The following is a 19,624-nucleotide window of genomic DNA, read 5'->3' as shown; positions in this document are numbered from 1 at the left end:
TGCCGCCGCTCGCTACGGTTTTGCGCGACCCTGATACTGTCTTGGGTCTAAAGTTGTTTAGCGGGCCAGTTGGTCCAGCTTGTTCTTGACGTCTTTCCACTCTTCCGCGTCGGGCAGGGCCGGCTTGGTCTTGGTGATCGACGGCCAGTTACGTGCCAGCTCGACGTTGAGCTTGATAAATTGCTGCTGGTCCGACGGCACGTCTTCTTCCGCATAGATCGCGTTGACCGGGCACTCCGCCACGCACACGGCGCAGTCGATGCACTCGTCCGGGTCAATGGCGAGGAAATTCGGGCCTTCCCGGAAACAATCTACCGGGCATACGTCCACGCAATCGGTATAGCGACAACGGATGCACGATTCGGTGACAACGTGGGTCATAACAGTCCTATCAATGAGTGGAAGCGGCGGCGTGTATTATTCGAAGAGCGTTCGCCGGACGCGGCAAAGCACTGTATTTTAGGGCAATTCTGCTTCTACGACAAATCAGGCTTATACACAATACACATAAGCAAATGTATTAGGAGTCCGCTTGCCGGGCCGCTTCCAGGGTTCACCGCAGTCTGTCGGTGGCCGCCAGATCCACCACCGCCGTCGTCGCGACGGCCGCGCCGGAACTGTCCGTCACCGTGACCGTGGTCAGCGCCACCGCCGCCGGTTGCTCGCCTGCCGGGCCCGACCGGCCGTGCTCCGCGCACCAGCGCGCGAGGGCGTCCGCTTCCGCCTGCAAGACCCGTTCGACATCGTAGTATTCGGCCAGGTTCATCGTGCCGCAGCAGGCGCGCCGGTCCTGGCGTGCGCCCGGAGCGTCGGTCACGAGCGGCGCGAGCACCAGCCCGGCCGGGTGGTCGCCCGTGAACCCGGCCGGCAGCGCGAACACCTCGCGCTGGGCGAAGCGGTCGCGGATGGCGTTGACGACGGTCTGCGGCTTGCCGTCCTCGGCCGCGAGCCGCAGCATCTCGTTGGCGACGTCGGCAAACGTGGCGGCAGTGTCCGGCGCGGCGATCAGCGCGCGCAGCACGAGCCCACGCAGCCAGCCGGCGACGCGGTGCAGGACGCCGGCGCAGTCTTCCAGAGCGGGATTGCGCTCGAGGGCGAACGCGTCGGCCAGGATGTCGTAGACGGCCCCCGTGAACACTTGCGAGATCGCGTGCACCTCGGTGCCGGCCTCGGACAGGGTGAGGTCGTTGTCGGCATTGCGCAGGCCCGTCGTGCTGCCCAGCGCGAGGCCGAACTGCTCGGCGATGTCGGCGAGGAAGGTCTTGTCGTGCAGGTGCGCCTTCGTCTGGGCGATGACGGCTTCGCACTGGTCGAGCTGGGACAGCGCGAGGAAGATCGCCGTCAGGTCGCCGAACGATTCGTGGAGGCCGCCCGTCTGCGGCGGATTGTCGGCCAGCAGCCATTGCGGCTTGAGCCCGTCCAATACGGCGTGGCCGGTCTCGTGCGAGACGATGTCGAACGAGCGGCACGTGTACACGCGCGCGGTCTCGCCGGCGGGCACGAAGTCGCCGAACTTCAGGCAGGCCTGCGAGCGGCTGTAATAGGCATTCATCACGTTCGGCAGGCCGTACGGCCAGACCTGCAGCGGCGATGTGTCCACGCTGCTGTTCCACTGCCAGGGCAGGGGCATCGCGCTGCCGGCCGTCGACAGCGCGCGCTGGTACATCGTCAACGTCTGGCGCACGACGGCGAACGTGTGGACGGCGTCGAACTGTGGCGTATCGGGCATCGTCACGAAGTCGCCGAACGCGTTCGGCTCGACGGGCGGGATGCCGCCATCGCCCGACATCGACACGATGCGCGCATCGCGCGGCCCGGCCAGCACGATGCCGGGCAGGAAGACCTTGCGCGTGCCGATCTCTTCCACCGACGGATCCTGCTTCCACATCAGCACGCGCGCGCCGGACCCGTAGGCATCACCCGGCTGGTTGTCTTCCTGGGCCGATGCGCTGCCGGGGCCGGTTTGGGGCCGCGGCCGGCCCGGCTGGTCGAGCAGTTGCGCGGCCTTGCGGTGCTGGCGGTACGAGGCGGTGGGCGTCGGCACGAAACCGACGGGGGGCTGGGTGGGCGTCGAATCCATGGCAATCCTCCTTGATGACACGAGGAATGGTCGCCCCTTGCCCAAGATGGGCCTTGAGACTCATCAATTGATTATTCTCTAGGCAAGCGCTGGCCTTTGCGCCCGTCAACTGGCATCATGGCGGGCTGTTTGCTTTGAATCAGTAAGGAAATCGAATGCCGGACATCAGCATCACCCAGCCGCACAGCCTGAGCCAGACCGACGCGCGCGCCGCCGCGCAAAAGGTCGCGGACAAGCTGGCCCGCGAATATGGCCTGACGTGCAAATGGGAAGGGGACGTGCTGCGTTTCGCCCGCAGCGGCGTGGAAGGGGCGCTCACCCTGGGCGAGCGCCAGGCCGCATTGCGCATCAAGCTGGGCTTCCTGATGAGTGCTTTCGCGTCCACCATCGAGACCAAGGTGGCGGAAAGCATGCGCAAGGTATTTAGTAACTGAGTCAGTAACTGATTACTTCAGGTCTTCGATCAGGTCGACGTACTGCTGCATGGCGTCGTCCTGCGACGTGCCTTTCAGCGCGGCCCACGCGTCGTATTTGGCGCGGCCGACCATGTCGGTGAAGCCGGGACGCTCGCCCGTGACGTCGCCGCTCGAACCCTGCTTGAACAATGCGTAGATCTTCAGCAGGGTCATGTTGTCCGGACGCTCGGGCAGGTTCTTCGAATCGAGCTGGGCCTGGGCGAACTGTTCTTGCAAACTCATGGTAACTCCTTGGACGATGTGCGGGCATCTTAGCGCATCGTCATCGGAATCATGCCTAACTCGACCGTATTTTAGAAGAGTTGCTCAAACGTCGAGGAGTTCGACGTCGAAGATCAGCGTGGCATTCGGCGGAATCACGCCGCCGGCGCCGCGCGCACCGTAGCCCAGGCTCGCCGGGATGATCAGGCGGCGCGCACCGCCCACCTTCATGCCCTGCACGCCTTCGTCCCAGCCGCGGATCACGTGACCGGCGCCCAGCGGGAACTGGAACGGGTCGTTGCGATCTTTGCTGGAATCGAACTTGACGCCGGTGCTGCCGTCGTCGTTCTGCAGCCAGCCGGTGTAGTGCACGGTCACGTAGTTGCCGGCCTTCGCTTCGGCGCCGCTGCCGACGACGGTGTCTTCGTATTGCAGGCCGGAATTCGTGGTGGTAATGGACATGGGTCTTCCCTAGTTGTTCAGAGTAAAAGGCCGATTGTAGTCCATGACCTGTCAAAGCGCTATTAACGCTCTGTCCACTGTGTTGCGGCGGCGCGCCGCTTGCGTGCGATTCCATCGTTCTACGCTTCGGAGCGTTCAAGTTTCCTCGTAGAATAAAGCCTTCCTTCACTGAGCCGGTGTCGTTCCATGCTGCGTCGCTTCCACAAGTCCCTCGTTTTCGGTTTTACGCTGTTTTCGGCCATCCAGGCTGCCCACGCGAATGTCGTGGTCGTGCTCAATTCGCGCGACGCCACCGTCCAGCTGCTCGACCAGAAGACGGGCGCCGACAACGGCACGTTCGCCGTCGGCAAGGAGCCCCATCACCTGATGGCCACGCCGGACAACAAGTCGGTCATCGTCGCCAGCTCCGTCGGCAATGAACTGATCTTCCTCGATCCTGTCTCGGGCAAGGTCCAGCGCCGCCTGGCGGACGTGCTCGACCCGTACCAGATCGGCTTCTCGCCGGACCAGAAATGGTTCGTGTCGGCGTCGCTGCGCCTGGACCGCGTCGACGTCTACAAGTACGAAGGCGGCAACCTGTTGCTCAGCAAACGCCTGCCGCTTGCGCGCATGCCCAGCCACATCGCGTTCGACGCGGCCAGCACGACGGCGTTCGTCACGCAGCAGGGCAGCGACCAGGTCAGCGCCATCGACCTGAAAACGCAGACCGTCAAGTGGACCCTCCCGGTCGGCAAGCTCCCGGCCGGTATCTCGATGACCCCGGACGACAAGTACCTGCTCGTCGGGATCATGGGCAGCGACTACGTCGAGGTGATCGACTGGCGCGCGCAAAAGACCGTCAAGCGCATCAAGACGGGCAACGGCGCGCACAACTTCCGCGCCCTCGGCGACCGTCGCCACGTGTTCGTGTCGAACCGCGTGCAGAACTCGATCAACATCATCGACCAGACCACGCTGGAAAACGTCGGCATGATCCCCGTGCCGGGCGGCCCGGACTGCATGGAACTGACGAACGACGGCAAGACGCTGTGGGTGACGCTCCGCTGGATCAAGAAGGTCGCCGTGATCGACGTCGCCAGCCGCAAGGTCATCAAGATGATCCCCGTGGGCCGCTCGCCGCACGGCGTGTTCTTCGCCAACTCGGCGCCGCGGATGTGATGGCGCGTCTCGCTGCCGCCGCGTTGCTGGCGGCCAGTTCCATCGCGCACGCCGGTGATGCTCCTGCATGCAAGGGGACCATCTACCTGACGTTCGACACGGGCAGCCAGTCGCAGGCCGACCTGATCGCCGACACGCTGCGCCGCCACCACGTCAAGGCCACGTTCTTCCTCGCCAACGAGAAGACCGTGCGCGGCGACTGGTCGCTGGATCCGTCCTGGGCCGACTACTGGAAGGCCCGCGTGGCGGAGGGCCACGCGTTCGGCACCCACACGTTCGACCACGTCTACTTCCAGCGCGACGAGGCCGATGGCCGCATCGTCGTCAAGCCGCAGTTCGGCGCGCACTCGGGGCAAAAGCTGACCTGGACGCAGCAGCAGTACTGCGATGAACTGCGCCGCGTCGACACGCGTTTCGAACAGCTCACGGGCCGCCGGCTGGACCCGATCTTCCGCACGCCGGGCGGCCACAGCTCGCCCAACATCCTCGCTGCCGCGAAGGCGTGCGGCTACCGCCACGCGGGCTGGGCGCCGGCCGGCTTCTCGGGCGACGAGACGTCCAGCGAGAAATTCCCGAATGCGCTGCTGCTGAAGCGCGCGCTGGACAACCTGAAGGACGGCGACATCTTCATGGCCCACATGGGCATCTGGTCGCGCAGGGACCCGTGGATGCCCGCGAACCTCGAGCCGCTGATCTCCGGTCTCGAGCGCAAAGGCTTCTGTTTCGCTACACTGAGAGAGCATCCGGACTACCGATAAAAACATGATCCAGCATTTCCTCGATGGATTCGCCTTCCTGCAGGGATGGCTGTTCGAGAACGCGGTGGAACCCGCGATGTTCGCCATGGGCCTCGGCGAATACATCGAAGACGCCTTCGAGGGCGTCGAATGGTTCCTCGCCGGCCTGTGCGAAGTGGCGGCCCTGTACCTCGTGCTGCGGCCACTGGAAGCCGTCATCCCGGCGCAGCAGATGACGGACCGCCGTGCGCGCTTCAACGATTTCGTCTACACGCTGATCCACCGCCTCGGCTTCTTCAGCATGGCCGTGTTCTTCACGCTCGACCCGGTCATGGACACCATCGCCGCGGCGCTGCGCATGGAAGGCGTGCATCCGTTCAACCTGGAGAACCTGATGACGGGCTTCCACCCGCTCGCCAGCTTCCTCATGTACCTCGTCGTGCTGGACTTCTTCGATTACTGGTTCCACCGCGGCCAGCATAAATTCCGCTGGTGGTGGGCCCTGCACAGCCTGCACCACAGCCAGCAGAACATGAACCTCTGGAGCGACGACCGCAACCACCTGCTGGACGATCTGCTGCGCGACGCCTACATGGCGATCCTTGCGCTGGCGATCGGCGTGGCGCCGGGCCAGTACGTGCTGCTCGTCTCCGTCTCGCGCGCGCTGCAAAGCCTGCAGCACGCAAACGTGCGCATCCACTTCGGCCGCCTGGGCGAGCGCCTGCTCGTGTCGCCGCGCTTCCACCGCACGCACCACGCCGTCGGCATCGGCCACGAGTCGCAGGGACGCGAGCTGGGCGGCTGCAATTTCGGCGTGCTGCTCCCCATCTGGGACCAGCTGTTCGGCACCGCCAACTTCGCCCCCGGCTGGCATGGCACGGGCGTACGCGACCAGTTCGCGCGCGCCAATCCGGATGGTACGGTCCGTCCCCCCGGGATTATGGACGCGGGTTCTGGCGCCAGCAGTGGCTGGGCCTCGTACGTCTGATCGAAGCCGGCAACCGGCGCAACGCGGCATGATGCGCCCCGTCGCCATCGCCTACGGCCGCGCGCTGCGCTCCCAGTTCTCGGGGCGCATGCTGCTGCTGTCCATCGTGCCGCTGCTGCTGTCGCTGGCGCTGTGGGGCGGCCTGCTGTACGCCGGCATGCAGCCGCTGCTGGACTGGCTGCGCGCGCTGTTCGCCGACTACGGCCTGTTCGAGACGAGCAGCAGCATCCTCGCCACCTTGGGCCTCGGTTTCCTGAAAACCGTCGTGATCCCGCTCGTGGCGATGCTCGTACTGCTGCCGCTGATGATCATCACGTCGCTGCTGTTCATCGGCGTGGGCGCGATGCCGGCCATCGCGCGCCACGTCAGCCGCGTGCAGTTCCCGACGCTCGAGCGCAAGGAGGGCGGCAGTTTCATGGGCAGCCTCGGCATCAACCTGTCGGGCATCGTCGTGTTTGCGCTGCTGTGGCTCGTCACGTTGCCGCTGTACGCGCTGGCGCCCGTCGCCCTCGTCGTGCAGGCCGTGCTGTGGGGCTGGCTGACGGCGCGCGTGATGAGCTACGACGCGCTCGCCATCCACGCGAGCCTGGAAGAACGCCGCACGATCGTGCACGCGCACAAGCGCTCCCTGCTGCTGATCGGTACCGTGTCCGGCCTGCTGGGCGCGCTGCCGGGCATCGCGTGGATCGGCGGCGCGCTGTTCTCCCTCGTGCTGTTCCCGTTCCTGGCCGTGCTGTCGATCTGGCTGTACCTCGTGATCTTCATTTTTACCGGCCTGTGGTTCCAGTACTTCTGCTTGCAGGCGCTGGCCGACCTGCGGGCCGGCCAGCTCATCAAAGACGTCTGAACAAGGACCTTTGAGCCGCTTCAGGGCGTCCCGGGCGTGACGAGCACGAGGCGGCCCTGCGCGCCTTTTGTCTCGTTGACGGTGACGAGCACGCGTCCCTGCGGATCCTGGGCGATGGCTGTCACTTCCGCCACCGACCCGTCGTCCAGGTTGCGCGCATAGCCGGGCAGCAGGCTTGAGAGGTCCGTCCACGCCGTGCCCCCATCGTTCGACCAGGCCAGGTACGGCTTCTGCGTCGCCTTGTCGAAGCCGCCCGCGACAAGCGTGTCCGGCTTGCCCGCCAATGCCAGCAAATGCCGGATGTACGGATAGTTCCTGCCGCCGCTGAGCGGATGCTGGATCACGAACTTGAAGGACTTGCCGCCATCCTCGCTGCGCAGCAGCCCGCCCTCGACGCCGGCGAACACGCGCTGGGCGCCTGTCGCCTGGATGAATTGCACGTTGCGGTTTTCCAGTTCCGGCAGGGTGACGGGCAGGGCGTCGCGCGACACGAGGCTCACGCCGTCCGCGGCCAGCTGGTAGGCGCGCAGGAAGGCGAAGTCCAACGGACATTCGCCGCCGACGAGCAGGCGATCGCCGACGATCTCGAACGCGGGATGGGTGCAGATGTCCTGGTCGAAGAAGCCCGTCAGCACGCGCCACCGGGCGCCGCCGTCGTTCGACGCGAGCACGTTCTGGCCGCCGCCGGCATTCGTGTACAGGCGGTTGTTCACCTGTTTCAGCTCGTCCATCGACAGGGTCGTGCACGTGCTGCCCACGCACGCTTTCAGGCCGGCGTCGCGCGGCACGAACGTGGTGCGGTCCGCGCTCAAGGCGCACAGCGCGTGTTCGGGGCGCGCGTCCGGACCCTTGTCGTACCAGGGCTGGAACAGCCACAGATCGGATCCGAGCATGCGCAACGACGGTGCACGCAGGGGCCAGGTGCCGCTGTCCTCGCGCGCGAGGCCGCATTCGCCCAGCGCCACGCTGCTCCAGTCGGAATCCGCCCGCAGCGGCAGGCTGGCGCGCACCACGGCCGTGTCCGTGGTCGCGGTATTCGACAGCGACAGCCACGCGGTGTCGCCGCTGAACGCGATGCTGTCGATGCCGCCGGCCGCCGTGGCAAGCACCTCGGCCCGTGCGGGTTGGGCGACGGGTGCCGTCGGCTGGGTGGCGACCGGTGGCGGCGCGGCCGGATCGCTTGAACCGCCGCAACCGGCCAGCAAAAGGGCCAGCGCGCACGCGCCGGCGACATGTCGTCGTGATGGAATCATCGTTCATCCTGTTCGGCGCCGCGCAGCCCGCGGCCGGCGCGCCGATTCTAGGAAAGAGACCATGTAGCGTCTTGGGGGCTTTGTCACGAACTTGTCCGCAAATGTCACACACGGTACGCGGCCACGGGCGCGGCAGGCTCCGGCGCACTGTGGCACACTGGAAGCAAGGAGGACTGCATGTCTTTTGGCCTCATCATCATCGGCGACGAGATCCTGTCCGGGAAGCGCCGCGACCAGCACCTGCCCAAGGTGATCGAGCTCCTGCGCGAGCGCGGCTTGCGCCTGGCCTGGGCCGAGATCGTCGGCGACGAGCCGGAACGCATCACGGCCCTGTTGCGGCGCACGTTCGCAAGTAGCGACACCGTGTTTTCCTGCGGCGGCATCGGCGCCACGCCGGACGACCACACGCGCCAGTGCGCGGCGGCGGCGCTCGGCGTGCCGCTCGAACTGCATCCGCAAGGGCGTGCGTTGATCGAGGAGCGCATCCGCGAGACGGCGGGGCCGGACGCCGACCTGCACGCGCCGGAGAACCTGCAGCGCTTCAGGATGGCGGAATTCCCCGCGGGGGCAAGCCTGATCCCGAATCCGTACAACCGCATCCCCGGCTTCACGGTGGCGCGGCACCACTTCGTGCCCGGGTTTCCCGTGATGGCGTGGCCGATGATCGGATGGGTGCTCGATACGCTGTACGCCGACAGGTTCCATCGCGAGGCGCATGCCGAAAAATCGCTGCTGGTGTACGAGGCGGCGGAGGCCGCGCTCACGCCGCTGATGGAGACGCTGGAAGCGCGCTACCCCGGCGTGCGCGTGTTCAGCCTGCCCAGCGTGGGCGATGCGCACACGCGGCGCCATATCGAATTGGGGGTGAAAGGCGATCCGGGCGAGGTCGAAGCGGCCTGGACCGACATGTGTGTGGAGCTGGAAAAAATGGGGGCCGAAATGCAGCCACTGAGGCAACCGTTGCGGGCCGTGGACAGCCATTCGAACTGAGCCGTTGTTTTTTTGCGAAAATATCAGGACGACGTCAAAAAACTGCGTGAGCGGTTCCTGCATGTCACATTGATGTGGTGGAATGATGTCTGTGAGCAGAGGCGATCCGGAGTGAGGTCGCCGCAGCTTTGTGAACTTTTACGACCTGGATCACTCGAACCGACCAGCAGCAGGATGGCGAGCAGGTTGACGGGATTTGCAGGCGTGTTTCAAACCGGTTGAGCCATCATGGATAGTATTCGCCGTCAACGACGGCCCCGTTTCTTCTCCCGCGCGCTGCGCCGCATCCTTGGGCAGGCTGCGCCAGGCCAGCCCGCTCTGGCCGGCATTCCCGCCGTGGCAGCCGAGCAGGATCTTCCTGTACGCAGTATCCCATCGCGCGTGGAGCCCAGTCTCGACTCCAGCCTCGAGCCCGTCGTCGAACCCGGCGGTTCGGGGCCGGATACGCCGCCCGAGCCGCCGCCGGCGCCGCCCAAGCGCCGCTGGCGCATGGTCAAGCGCACGTTCCTCGTCGTGCTGCTGCTCGCCGTCGCGGGCGCGGCCGGCCTGGCCGTCTACGAAAGCCGTACGTCGGCGATCGAGGCGCGCTTCTTCGCCGGCCTGACGAAGAAACTCAACTACCGCATGGGCAAGGGCCCGAGCGACGCGATCCGCTTCCCGCAGGCCAGCCCGTACGACGAGCGCCTCGGCTACTCGAACCTGCCGAACTACCTGGCCAAGCTGAAGACGCGCGACTACGTCGTCGCCGAGCAGGCGCGCATGTCGCCGAAGATGCTGGAACTGGCCGACATGGGCCTGTTCGCCACGTACCACGAAAAGACGCGCGCCGGCCTCGACATCCTCGACTACAGCGGCGAGCCCCTGTTCTCGGCCCGCTTCCCCGAGCGCCTGTACGACAAGTTCGACGCCGCGCCGCAGCTGCTGGTGAAGAGCCTGCTGTTCATCGAGAACCGCGAACTGCTCGACACGACGTACCCGAAGCGTAACCCGGCCGTCGAATGGGACCGCTTCTCGAAAGCCGTGTTCGACAAGACCGTGCACTCGGTCGGCCTGGGCAGCGGCGGCCGCGTCGCCGGCGGCAGCACGCTTGCCACCCAGATCGAAAAATACCGTCACTCGCCGGAAGGCCGCACGGCCTCGCTGGGCGACAAGCTGCGCCAGATGGCGTCCGCCACCCTGCGTTCCTACCTGGACGGCGAGAACACGGGCAAGGCGCGCCGCCGTATCGTGCTCGAATACCTGAACACCGTGCCGCTGTCGGCCAAGCTGGGCTACGGCGAGGTGAACGGCATCGGCGACGGCATGTGGGTCTGGTACGGCCGCGATTTCAACGACGTCAACCGTATCCTGGCCAGCAATTCCGTCACGCCGGAATACGCGCTGGTGTACAAGGAAGCGCTGTCGCTGATGATCGCGCAGCGCCGCCCCGCGTACTACCTGGGTGCCGGCGAGAAAGACCTGGAAATCCTCACGAACTCGCACCTGCGCGTGCTGGCGCAGGCGGGCGTCATCTCGCCCGCGCTGCGCGATGCGGCCATCGCCACCGTGCTGCATCCGGCACTCGGTTCCGGCGTGGCCCCGCCGCCCGCGAACACGTTCGTCACGCGCAAGGCCGCCAACGCCGTGCGCAACCACCTCGCGAACCTGCTGGGCGACTCGCGCCTGTACAACCTCGACCGCCTCGACCTGTCGGTGGTGACGACGCTGAACTCGGAAGCGCAGAAGGCCGTGACGGCCACCTTGCGCAAGCTGACCGACAACGAAGCGGCGGCCGAAGCCGGCCTCACGGGCAAGGGCATGCTGGGCAACGGCGACCCGTCCAAGGTCGTGTACAGCTTCACCTTGATGGAGCGGGGCGACAAGGTCAACTACCTGCGCGTCCAGACCGACAACTACGACCAGCCGCTCGACATCAACGAAGGCGCCAAACTGGACCTCGGTTCGACCGCGAAGCTGCGCACCCTGACGACCTACCTCGACATCGTCGACCAGTTGCATCAGCGCTACGAGCCGATGTCGAAAGCGGAACTCGCCAAGGTCAAGGTCGATCCGAAGGACCGGCTGAGCCAGTGGGCCGTCGAATACTTCCAGACCTTGCCGGAAGGCGCCGACCGCGGTCTCGTGCCGATGCTGGGCGCGGCGATGGAGCGCAAGTATTCGGGCAACCCGGGCGAAGCGTTCTTCACGGGCGGCGGCGTGCACACGTTCGGCAACTTCAGCAAGCTGGACGACAGCCGCATCCTCACCGTGCAGCAGGCGCTGCAGAATTCGACGAACCTCGTGTTCGTGCGCCTGATGCGCGACGTCGTGCGCTACTACATGTTCCAGCTGCCCGGTTCGTCCGCGCAACTGCTGGCCGACGCCGACGATCCGCGCCGCGCCGAATACCTGTCGCGCTTCGCCGATCGCGAAGGCAAGGATTTCCTGGCCCGCTTCTGGAACAAGTACCGCGGCAAGAACTGGGACGAGGTCGAGACGGCACTGATGCAGGGCGTGCGCATCCGCGCGTCGAAGGTCGCGGCCGTGCACCGCACGATCTACCCGGACGCACCGCTGGCCGAATTCGGCAAGTTCCTCCACAAGTACCTGCCGGCCGACGCCGAGGTCGACGACGAGCGCATCGCCAAGATGTACGACCAGTACGCCGTCGCCAACATGTCGCTCGCGGACCGCGGCTACGTCGCCTCCGTGCACCCGCTCGAACTGTGGCTGGTGGGCTACCTGCGCACGCATCCGAAGGCGGGCTGGGACGAAGTCGTCGGCGCGTCGACGAAGGAGCGCCAGGAAGTCTATTCGTGGCTGTTCAAGACGCACCGCAAGCATGCCCAGGACAAGCGCATCGCGGGCCTGATCGAAGTGGAAGCCTTCCTCAAGATCCACGCGCAGTGGAAGAAGATGGGTTATCCGTTCGACTCGCTCGTGCCGTCGTATGCGACGACGCTGGGCGCGTCGGCCGACCGTCCGATCGCGCTGGCCGAGCTGATGGGCATCCTCGTCAATGGCGGCGTGCGCAAGCCCACGCAGCGCATCGATTCGCTGCACTTCGCCAAGGACACGCCGTACGAGACCCTCGTCAAGCGCAGCAATGCGGAGAAGGGCGAGCAGGTGCTGAACCCCGAGGTGGCGCGCGCGCTCGTCAACGCTATCCGCGGCGTCGTGCAGGAAGGCACCGCGAAGCGCGCCAAGACGGCGTTCGTCAAGGACGACGGCAGCGTGATCGCACTGGGCGGCAAGACGGGTACCGGCGACCAGCGCTTCGACGTCTACGGCGCCGGCCACCGCCTGATCGAATCGCGCTACGTGAACCGCTCGGCGACGTTCGTGTTCAACATCGGCGAGCGCTTCTTCGGCAGCATGACGGCGTACGTGCACGGTCCGGATTCGGCGCACTACGACTTCACCAGCGCGCTGCCCGTGCAACTGCTCATGAGACTGGCGCCGAGCCTGATGCCGATGATCCAGCACCAGGACACGGTCACCATCCCGGGCCTGCACGTCGAGCGTGCCGCGCCGGCGCCTGCGGGTCCGCTTGACGCCGTCGCGCGCGACACCGAGCAGCCCGTGCCGGCCGATGCCGCGCCGCCGGTGGAAGCCCCGCCCGTCGCGGAACCGGTCGCGAAGCCGGCTGCCAAGGCGACGGAAAAGCCGGCCGAGAAGCCCGCGGTGAAGGCGGTCGAGAAGCCGGCCGACAAGCCGGCGGTGAAGAAGCCGGCCGCGGAAGATCATCCGAAGGCCGTCAGCGTCCGCAAGGCCGACGCCGACGTCCCGCCGAAGCCGGCGCCGCACAAGCCGGCGGTCAAGCGCGACGAAGACGCCCCGCCGCTGAAGGTTGAACGCGCGGCGCGTCCAAAGCCGGCCGCCGTGGAAGAAGTGCTGCAGTGAGCCGGGCCGCATGAAGCGGCTTCCGCTGCGTAAATTCAGTCTCGTCTCGTTGCGCGACCTGCTCGTGGCGGTCGCGCCGACGGCCGTGCTCGTGCTGGCCGCGTGCATCGTCGCGTATATCGTGGTGGATCCCGCGCCGCCGCGCCACGTGATCCTCGCGACGGGGCAGGAGAACAGCGCCTACGAGGAATTCGGCCGCAAGTACGCCACCATCCTCGCCCGCGACGGCATCAAGGTGGAGTCTCAGCGTTCGTTGGGATCGGAAGACAACCTGCAGCGCCTCATCGACGGCAAGGCCGACATCGCGTTCGTGCAGAGCGGATCGACGAGCGAGGCCCAGGCCGAGCGCCGCGGCCTCGTGTCGCTGGGCAGCCTGTTCACGGAACCCGTCTGGCTGTTCCTGCGCGAGCGCGATGCGCATGGCCGCAAGGTCGACGTGCAAAGCCTCGTGCAACTGAAGGGCCTGCGCATCAACCTGGGGCCGGAAGGGACGGGCGTACCGAAACTGTTCCGCCAGATCCTGGCCGTGAACGGCCTGGAGCCGCGCCAGCTCAGGATCTCCGCGCTCGAGAACACGCCCGCGACGGTGGAATTGCTGGCGGGGCGCATCGACGGTCTCGTCTTCAGTTCCGCGCCGGAAGCGCCGCTGATCCAGATGCTGCTGCAGACGCCGGGCATCCGCCTGTTCAACTTCCGCCAGGCCGAGGCGTACACGCGCCGGCTGCCGTTCCTCACGCACGTCGTGCTGCCACGGGGGATCGTCGACCTCGGGCGCGACATCCCGGCCCAGGATTTTCACCTGATCGCGCCCACGGCCACGCTGGTGGCGCGCGACGACCTGCACCCGGCGCTGATCGACCTGTTCGTGAAGGCGGCCACCGAGATCCACGGCGGCACCGGCTGGTTCCAGCAGCAGGGGCAATTCCCGTCGCCGCGCTACACCGAGATCCCGGTGGCGCGGGAGGCGGCGAAATACTACCGCGACGGTCCGCCGTTCCTGCAGCGCTACCTGTCGTTCTGGCTGGCGAACCTGTTCGACCGGCTGTGGGTCGTCGTGGTGGCGCTGGCGGCGCTGATCATCCCGCTGTCGAAGATCGTGCCGCCGCTGTACGTGTGGCGCATCCGTTCGCGCGTGTACCGCTGGTACGGCGAGTTGCGTGCCGTCGAGCAGGCGCTGGAAAACGCGAAAGACGAACACCGCGACGAAGCGCAGGCGGAGCTGCTGCGCCGCCTCGACGGCATCGAGCAGCGCGTCAACCACATCTCGATCCCGCTGGCGTACGCGGATGCCTTGTACGGCCTGCGCAGCCACATCAACTTCGTGCGCCAGCGCGTGCGGGTCACGCTGGGGCCGAAGAGCGCCGCGTAATTACGGCAACACGATCTTCACGACGGCATTGCCCGACGTCGCGTACAGGTTGCCGCTGCCGTCGATCGCGATGCCGCGCAGCTGCGCGAAGCTGCCGGGCAGCTTGCCCGTCCTGAGCGTCGTCGACTTCGACGTGCCGGCCGGTGTCGTGACGGTGCCGTCCGGCGTCGTGATCTTGCGTATCGTGTTGTTGATGGCGTCGGCGCCGTACAGGTTTCCGTTCTTGTCGATGGTGAGCGCGACCAACTGCTGGAAGCGGGCGGTCGACGCGTTGCCGTCGGCATTGCCGGCCTGGTTGCGCGAACCGACGAAAGACGTCAGGGCGGTGGCGCCGGACGTTGCGCGGCTGAGCGTCCGGGTCAGGTCGGCGACGTATGCCGTGCCGTCCGGATCGACGACCACGCCGCGCGGCACCAGCACGCCGGTGCCGTAGACGGGGAAGACGGCGCCGGTTTCCAGCGTCCTGGCGTTGCTCGGGTTCGAGATCGGAATGCGCCGCGTGTCCACGCCTGACGTGACGAACAGATTGCCGTCGCCGTCGGCCGCGATCCCCGCCGGGTAGTTCTGGACGTCGAGGCCGAAGTTCCCGAACGACAGCGTGGTGACGGTGCTGACGGTGCCGTCCATCGTGATCTTGCGGATCGAGAGATTGTCGATGACGTACAGGTCGCCGTTGCCGTCGATCGTGATGGCAGTCGGCTGCGTGAAGCGGGCGCGGTTGCCCTTGCCGTCGGTGGTGCCGCTGGAGTTGGCCACGCCGGCGAACGTGGTGACCGTGCCATCCGGCGCGATCTTGCGGATCGTCAGATTGCCTTGGTCCGCCACGTACACGTTGCCGTTCGTGTCGACCGCGAGGCCGCGCGGCGTATTGAAGCGGGCGGACGTGCCCTTGTTGTTGGCGCTGCCGCCAGTGACCGGATCGCCCGCCAGCACGCTGATCCCGGTGCTGGGGCCGCTATCGCCACCGCTGCCGCCGCTGCCGTCGTCCGTCTCGCGCTTCGGCCCGCCGGGGCCGCATGCGCACAGCAGCGCCGCGACGCTTGCGCACAGCAGGCGCACACGCAGGCGGGAAGAGTGCGTGCGAACAGCGGATTCGATTGTCATGGCTCCATCTCCAGGTCAGCAGTGAGCCCGCATGCTAGCACGCGCGCACCGCGCGGAATCTCTGCGATTCTCACGGTGCGGCCGGGAAAGGAAGTGAACCTCAGGCGCCGATCCAGGGCAGGCCGGCCTTGCACCAGCCGCCGACCGTCTTGCGATGGCCTTCCGGATCGCGGTCGCCTTCGAAGCCTTCCAGGATGTCGAATGCATTCGCATAGCCCAGCTCCGTCGCGGTGCGCGCCGCGTGGCGCGAGCGCACGCCGGAGCGGCACAGGAACAGCACGACGTCGTCCGGGGTCGCCACGTTCTGCAACTGCGTGGCGAAATCGGGGTTCGGCGCACCTCCGGGGTACAGCGTCCATTGCACCGCACCGTGCTGGGTCTCCGGGATCGCCGGGCGGCCGACCCAGTCGCGCTCCGCATTCGTGCGCACGTCGACCAGTTTCACCCTGGGGTCCGATTGCAGGAGTTCGAACGCTTCCCGGGGCGTGACGGCGCCCGCGTACGGCTGGCCGGGCGTGCGGCCCCGGGCGTTGGCGAGGATCTCGTCGGTCGTAGTCATGTCATCAATTCCCTGTAGGCTGGTTGCGCACCGTCGCGGGTCGTTGCCAAGCTTGACCTCGCACTTTTGGTGCATCGCGCATTAGTTTGGTGCATACTTAATAAATTGCACTTGTTTGGTGCGTATGCATGAGTTTGCATCAATATCGTGCACGCTTAAGGTGTCATTGATTTTAAGGGGCAAATTGAGCGGCCTCAAAGTAATCATTATTTATTTGCTCATGGAAAAATGCTGGCATAATTTCTGCTTAGAAGGTTATGCGCCTGTCGCATGCTTGGTTGGCATCGACACCCCTTTTTGACTTAGGAGATATTGGAATGGCAAGGACCGCCGCAGATGTAATGCAGATGCTGAAGGACAACGAAGTCAAGTTCGTTGATTTGCGTTTCGCCGATACCCGCGGCAAGGAACAGCACGTGACCGTTCCCATCTCGCACTTCGACGAAGACAAGTTCGAATCCGGCCACGCGTTCGACGGCTCGTCGATCGCCGGCTGGAAAGGCATCGAAGCATCGGACATGCTGCTGATCCCTGATCCGAACACCGCGAACATCGACCCGTTCTTTGAAGAGACCACCGTCTTCATGCAGTGCGACGTGATCGAGCCGTCGGACGGCAAGGGCTACGACCGTGACCCGCGTTCGATCGCCAAGCGCGCCGAAGCGTACCTGAAATCGTCGGGCATCGGCGACACCGCCTACTTCGGCCCGGAGCCGGAATTCTTCATCTTTGATTCGGTCCGTTGGAAAATCGACATGTCGGGTTCCTTCGTCAAGATCGATTCGGAAGAAGCCTCGTGGTCGACCGACAAGGAATTTGAAGGCGGCAACAGCGGCCACCGTCCGACCGTCAAGGGCGGCTACTTCCCGGTCCCGCCGGTCGACAGCTTCCAGGACATGCGTTCGGAAATCTCGCTGATCCTCGAATCGCTGGGCATCCCGGTCGAAGTGCACCACCATGAAGTGGCGGGCGCCGGCCAGATGGAGCTGGGCACCAAGTTCTCGACGCTGGTCGAGCGCGCCGACTGGACCCAGAACCTGAAGTACGTGATCTGGAACGTGGCCCACAGCTACGGTAAGACCGCCACCTTCATGCCGAAGCCGATGAACGGCGACAACGGCTCGGGCATGCACGTCCACCAGTCGATCTGGAAAGACGGCAAGAACCTGTTCGCCGGCGACGGCTATGCCGGCCTGTCGGAAACCGCGCTGTTCTACATCGGCGGCATCATCAAGCACGCCAAGGCCCTGAACGCCATCACCAACCCGGGCACGAACTCGTACAAGCGCCTGGTGCCGGGCTACGAAGCCCCGGTCAAGCTGGCTTACTCGGCCAAGAACCGTTCGGCGTCGATCCGCATTCCGCACGTGGCGAACCCGAAAGGCCGCCGCATCGAGACCCGCTTCCCGGACCCGCTGGCCAACGTCTACCTGTGCTTCGCAGCCCTGCTGATGGCCGGCCTGGACGGTATCCAGAACAAGATCCACCCGGGCGAAGCCGCGACGAAGGACCTGTACCACCTGCCGCCGGAAGAAGACAAGCTGATCCCGACGGTCTGCTCGTCGCTGGAAGAAGCGCTTGACAACCTGAACAAGGACCGCGAGTTCCTGACCCGCGGCGGCGTGTTCAGCGATGCCATGCTCGACGCCTACATCGACCTGAAGATGCAGGAAGTCCAGCGCCTGCGCATGACCCCGCACCCGGCCGAATTCGACATGTACTACTCGTCGTAATTCGTTGGCATCACCCAGTGCCGGAATGGAAACGAACGGCACTGGAGTGTATCCACACGGTAACGAAAACGCGGGGAAAGCCAGCCGGCTGCCTCGCGTTTTTTACTGGATGGGGTATAGTCGGAAGCTTCCCAACCATGCATCCAGACTGACCTGATGCGAATGACAAGCTGCTTCCTCCTGCGTCTGTTGTTGCTCGCAGGACTTGCCGCGCATGAGGCGCGGGCCGATTCCATTATTTATAAATGCGTCGCCCAGGATGGTCGGGTGGAGTTTACCGACATCAACAAGCCAGGCTGCAAGGTGCTCGACCTGCCGGGCTATGTCGCGTCGACCCCGGCACCGGCGCCACGCGCCGCACCCGCGGTGACGATGCGCCAGGGAGCAGGGCGCCCGGCGGCAAGCGCGCCCAACCCCGCGGGGTTCCCGCGGGTGGACGGTGCCACGCAAAAGGCACGCGACGACGACCGCCGCGCGATCCTCGAGGACGAATTGCGTGCCGAGGAGCGGAAGCTGGCGGACCTGAAGCGCGACTATAACAACGGCGAGCCGGAACGCCAGGGCAACGAAAAGAATTACGCGAAATACCAGGAACGCGTGGCCCAGATGCGCGACAACATCGGCCGCAGCGAAAAGAACGTCGAAGCGCTCAAGCGCGAGATCGCCAACATCAAATGACACCATGAACGGGACATCGGCCCATCCTCTCCAGCACGACCGTTTCGCAGGCCTCGACATGCTCGCCTCCGCCGTGCTGGTGGCGGATGCCGATGGGCTCGTTCGCTACGCCAACCCGGCCGCCGAGCACCTGCTCGACATGTCGGCCAAGTCGCTGTCGCGCCAGAAGCTCGTCGGCCTGTTTACCAACGGCGACGAGCTGGGCGCCCTGTGCGAACAGGCGATCGCCCACAAGTACGCCGACCTGCGCCAGGACCTCACGCTGTTCCGCCCGGCACGCGAGCCGCTGCACGTGCACAGCATCGTCAGCGCGGCCGGCGAGGCCGAGGTCGTCGTCGAGCTGCGCGAGAATGTCCAGCAGCTGAAACTCGACCGCGAGGAGCGCCTCCTCGACCAGAGCCTGGCCAACAAGGAACTCATCCGCAATCTCGCCCACGAGATCAAGAACCCGCTGGGCGGCATCCGCGGCGCGGCCCAGTTGCTGGAACTGGAGCTGCCGGATGTGCACCTGAGCTCGCTGCGCGAATACACGCAGGTGATCATCAAGGAAGCCGACCGCCTGCAGACGCTCGTCGACCGCCTGCTGGCGCCGCACCGCCGTCCGCACATCGTGGGCGACGTCAACATCCACGAAGTGTGCGAGCGCGTGCGCAGCCTCGTGCTGGCCGAGTTCCCGTCGGGCCTCGCGATCCGGCGCGACTACGACGCGTCGATTCCCGAGTTCCGCGGCGACAAGGAACAGCTGATCCAGACCGTCCTGAACATCGTCCACAACGCCGCCCAGGCCCTGCGCGCACGCATTGCGGCGGGCGACGCCGAGATCGTCCTGCGCACCCGCGTGGCACGCCAGGTCACCCTCGCGAAGGTCCGTTACGGGCTGGCATTAGACTTGCATATCATCGACAACGGACCGGGCATCGCCCCCGATATCCGCGACCGCATCTTCTATCCGCTCGTCTCCGGGCGCGAAGGCGGCAGCGGTCTCGGGCTGACCTTGGCGCAGACTTTCGTGCAACAGCACCTGGGACTGATCGAGTGCGAAAGCCGGCCTGGATTGACGGATTTCCGCATCCTGATTCCCCTGCCATAAGCGGGTGAAATCGAGGG

17 protein-coding genes and 1 pseudogene are annotated in these 19,624 nt (G+C 65.7%); 11 read left to right on the top strand and 7 right to left on the bottom strand.

Translation table 11 applies throughout. From position 1 onward, the window contains the following. Positions 1-57: 57 nt before the first annotated feature. Positions 58-381, bottom strand: coding sequence for a ferredoxin FdxA (gene fdxA / locus P0M04_RS02620; RefSeq protein WP_259448891.1), 324 nt, complete (start codon positions 379-381; stop codon positions 58-60). A 172-nt stretch (positions 382-553) separates the two neighbouring features. After that, on the bottom strand, positions 554-2,080 hold the full coding sequence (locus P0M04_RS02615; protein WP_259448892.1) for a gluzincin family metallopeptidase: 1,527 nt from the start codon (positions 2,078-2,080) through the stop codon (positions 554-556). Positions 2,081-2,235: 155 nt separating this feature from the next. Here P0M04_RS02615 and P0M04_RS02610 point away from each other — a divergent pair, with 155 nt between their 5' ends. After that, positions 2,236-2,514, top strand: coding sequence for a polyhydroxyalkanoic acid system family protein (locus P0M04_RS02610; RefSeq protein WP_259448893.1), 279 nt, complete (start codon positions 2,236-2,238; stop codon positions 2,512-2,514). A 12-nt stretch (positions 2,515-2,526) separates the two neighbouring features. On the opposite strand, the gene P0M04_RS02605 is transcribed toward P0M04_RS02610, so the two are convergent. Both P0M04_RS02605 and P0M04_RS02600 read right to left on the bottom strand, forming a co-directional pair. Beyond that, positions 2,527-2,778, bottom strand: a complete 252-nt coding sequence (locus P0M04_RS02605) for an acyl-CoA-binding protein (RefSeq protein ID WP_105379962.1) — start codon at positions 2,776-2,778, stop codon at positions 2,527-2,529. A gap of 84 nt (positions 2,779-2,862) precedes the next feature. Then, positions 2,863-3,219 carry an FKBP-type peptidyl-prolyl cis-trans isomerase gene (locus tag P0M04_RS02600; RefSeq protein WP_036235195.1) on the bottom strand — a complete coding sequence of 119 codons (357 nt, stop codon included), beginning with the start codon at positions 3,217-3,219 and terminating at the stop codon, positions 2,863-2,865. Between the two features lie 186 nt (positions 3,220-3,405). Between P0M04_RS02600 and P0M04_RS02595 the strand changes: the two genes are divergently transcribed. The 4 genes and pseudogenes from P0M04_RS02595 (at position 3,406) to P0M04_RS02580 (ending at position 6,949) form a co-directional block, all read left to right on the top strand. Next, positions 3,406-4,377, top strand: a complete 972-nt coding sequence (locus P0M04_RS02595) for a YVTN family beta-propeller repeat protein (RefSeq protein ID WP_259448894.1) — start codon at positions 3,406-3,408, stop codon at positions 4,375-4,377. Further along, complete coding sequence (locus tag P0M04_RS02590) at positions 4,377-5,135, top strand: polysaccharide deacetylase family protein (RefSeq protein ID WP_259448895.1); 759 nt, start codon at positions 4,377-4,379, stop codon at positions 5,133-5,135. Before P0M04_RS02595 ends, P0M04_RS02590 begins: the two co-directional genes overlap by 1 nt. 4 nt (positions 5,136-5,139) lie before the next feature. Beyond that, a pseudogene (locus tag P0M04_RS02585) lies at positions 5,140-6,134 on the top strand (sterol desaturase family protein). Further along, positions 6,131-6,949 (top strand): EI24 domain-containing protein, encoded by an 819-nt coding sequence (locus P0M04_RS02580; protein WP_307727106.1) that lies wholly within the window; start codon positions 6,131-6,133, stop codon positions 6,947-6,949. The pseudogene P0M04_RS02585 and the gene P0M04_RS02580 overlap by 4 nt, the downstream one beginning before the upstream one ends. 20 nt (positions 6,950-6,969) lie before the next feature. Here the strand turns inward: P0M04_RS02580 and P0M04_RS02575 are convergent, their stop codons facing one another. Continuing rightward, positions 6,970-8,202 carry a WD40/YVTN/BNR-like repeat-containing protein gene (locus P0M04_RS02575; protein ID WP_259448897.1) on the bottom strand — a complete coding sequence of 411 codons (1,233 nt, stop codon included), beginning with the start codon at positions 8,200-8,202 and terminating at the stop codon, positions 6,970-6,972. Positions 8,203-8,379: 177 nt separating this feature from the next. Here P0M04_RS02575 and P0M04_RS02570 point away from each other — a divergent pair, with 177 nt between their 5' ends. The 3 genes from P0M04_RS02570 to P0M04_RS02560 all read left to right on the top strand — a co-directional run bounded on the left by P0M04_RS02570 (position 8,380) and on the right by P0M04_RS02560 (position 14,443). Next, on the top strand, positions 8,380-9,192 hold the full coding sequence (locus P0M04_RS02570) for a competence/damage-inducible protein A (RefSeq protein WP_259448898.1): 813 nt from the start codon (positions 8,380-8,382) through the stop codon (positions 9,190-9,192). 489 nt (positions 9,193-9,681) lie between these two features. Continuing rightward, the gene (locus P0M04_RS02565; RefSeq protein WP_259449152.1) at positions 9,682-13,074 is read left to right on the top strand and encodes a transglycosylase domain-containing protein; all 3,393 of its coding nucleotides are present in this window, start codon (positions 9,682-9,684) and stop codon (positions 13,072-13,074) included. Between the two features lie 10 nt (positions 13,075-13,084). Next, positions 13,085-14,443 (top strand): TAXI family TRAP transporter solute-binding subunit, encoded by a 1,359-nt coding sequence (locus P0M04_RS02560; protein ID WP_259448899.1) that lies wholly within the window; start codon positions 13,085-13,087, stop codon positions 14,441-14,443. Here the strand turns inward: P0M04_RS02560 and P0M04_RS02555 are convergent, their stop codons facing one another. Together P0M04_RS02555 and P0M04_RS02550 are read right to left on the bottom strand one after the other, a co-directional pair. Next, positions 14,444-15,547, bottom strand: a complete 1,104-nt coding sequence (locus tag P0M04_RS02555) for an NHL domain-containing protein (RefSeq protein ID WP_259448900.1) — start codon at positions 15,545-15,547, stop codon at positions 14,444-14,446. Positions 15,548-15,647: 100 nt separating this feature from the next. After that, complete coding sequence (locus P0M04_RS02550; RefSeq protein WP_259448901.1) at positions 15,648-16,106, bottom strand: rhodanese-like domain-containing protein; 459 nt, start codon at positions 16,104-16,106, stop codon at positions 15,648-15,650. A 317-nt stretch (positions 16,107-16,423) separates the two neighbouring features. On the opposite strand from P0M04_RS02550, the gene glnA reads away from it, so the two are divergent. From glnA to glnL, 3 genes are all read left to right on the top strand, one after another. Then, positions 16,424-17,839, top strand: a complete 1,416-nt coding sequence (gene glnA, locus P0M04_RS02545) for a type I glutamate--ammonia ligase (RefSeq protein WP_259448902.1) — start codon at positions 16,424-16,426, stop codon at positions 17,837-17,839. 267 nt (positions 17,840-18,106) lie between these two features. Further along, positions 18,107-18,517, top strand: coding sequence for a DUF4124 domain-containing protein (locus tag P0M04_RS02540; RefSeq protein ID WP_371877280.1), 411 nt, complete (start codon positions 18,107-18,109; stop codon positions 18,515-18,517). A 4-nt stretch (positions 18,518-18,521) separates the two neighbouring features. After that, positions 18,522-19,607 (top strand): nitrogen regulation protein NR(II), encoded by a 1,086-nt coding sequence (gene glnL / locus P0M04_RS02535; RefSeq protein ID WP_371877281.1) that lies wholly within the window; start codon positions 18,522-18,524, stop codon positions 19,605-19,607. The last annotated feature ends 17 nt before the right edge of the window (positions 19,608-19,624 follow it).

The sequence above is a fragment of the Telluria mixta genome (genome assembly GCF_029223865.1).
GTDB classification, from domain to species: domain Bacteria; phylum Pseudomonadota; class Gammaproteobacteria; order Burkholderiales; family Burkholderiaceae_D; genus Telluria; species Telluria mixta.
The sequence above is the reverse complement of the archived record's forward strand: the minus strand, read 5'-3'. Positions and strand labels throughout refer to the sequence as shown.

Bases quoted from the DNA above. Each gene is read 5' to 3' on its own strand.
- P0M04_RS02595 (WP_259448894.1), top strand. From the start codon at position 3,406: ATGCTGCGTCGCTTCCACAAGTCCCTCGTTTTCGGTTTTACGCTGTTT.
- P0M04_RS02550 (WP_259448901.1), bottom strand. From the start codon at position 16,106: ATGACTACGACCGACGAGATCCTCGCCAACGCCCGGGGCCGCACGCCC.
- P0M04_RS02605 (WP_105379962.1), bottom strand. From the start codon at position 2,778: ATGAGTTTGCAAGAACAGTTCGCCCAGGCCCAGCTCGATTCGAAGAAC.
- glnA (WP_259448902.1), top strand. From the start codon at position 16,424: ATGGCAAGGACCGCCGCAGATGTAATGCAGATGCTGAAGGACAACGAA.
- P0M04_RS02570 (WP_259448898.1), top strand. From the start codon at position 8,380: ATGTCTTTTGGCCTCATCATCATCGGCGACGAGATCCTGTCCGGGAAG.
- glnL (WP_371877281.1), top strand. From the start codon at position 18,522: ATGAACGGGACATCGGCCCATCCTCTCCAGCACGACCGTTTCGCAGGC.
- fdxA (WP_259448891.1), bottom strand. From the start codon at position 381: ATGACCCACGTTGTCACCGAATCGTGCATCCGTTGTCGCTATACCGAT.
- P0M04_RS02590 (WP_259448895.1), top strand. From the start codon at position 4,377: ATGGCGCGTCTCGCTGCCGCCGCGTTGCTGGCGGCCAGTTCCATCGCG.
- P0M04_RS02560 (WP_259448899.1), top strand. From the start codon at position 13,085: ATGAAGCGGCTTCCGCTGCGTAAATTCAGTCTCGTCTCGTTGCGCGAC.
- P0M04_RS02575 (WP_259448897.1), bottom strand. From the start codon at position 8,202: ATGATTCCATCACGACGACATGTCGCCGGCGCGTGCGCGCTGGCCCTT.
- P0M04_RS02555 (WP_259448900.1), bottom strand. From the start codon at position 15,547: ATGACAATCGAATCCGCTGTTCGCACGCACTCTTCCCGCCTGCGTGTG.
- P0M04_RS02615 (WP_259448892.1), bottom strand. From the start codon at position 2,080: ATGGATTCGACGCCCACCCAGCCCCCCGTCGGTTTCGTGCCGACGCCC.
- P0M04_RS02610 (WP_259448893.1), top strand. From the start codon at position 2,236: ATGCCGGACATCAGCATCACCCAGCCGCACAGCCTGAGCCAGACCGAC.
- P0M04_RS02580 (WP_307727106.1), top strand. From the start codon at position 6,131: ATGATGCGCCCCGTCGCCATCGCCTACGGCCGCGCGCTGCGCTCCCAG.
- P0M04_RS02565 (WP_259449152.1), top strand. From the start codon at position 9,682: ATGGTCAAGCGCACGTTCCTCGTCGTGCTGCTGCTCGCCGTCGCGGGC.
- P0M04_RS02600 (WP_036235195.1), bottom strand. From the start codon at position 3,219: ATGTCCATTACCACCACGAATTCCGGCCTGCAATACGAAGACACCGTC.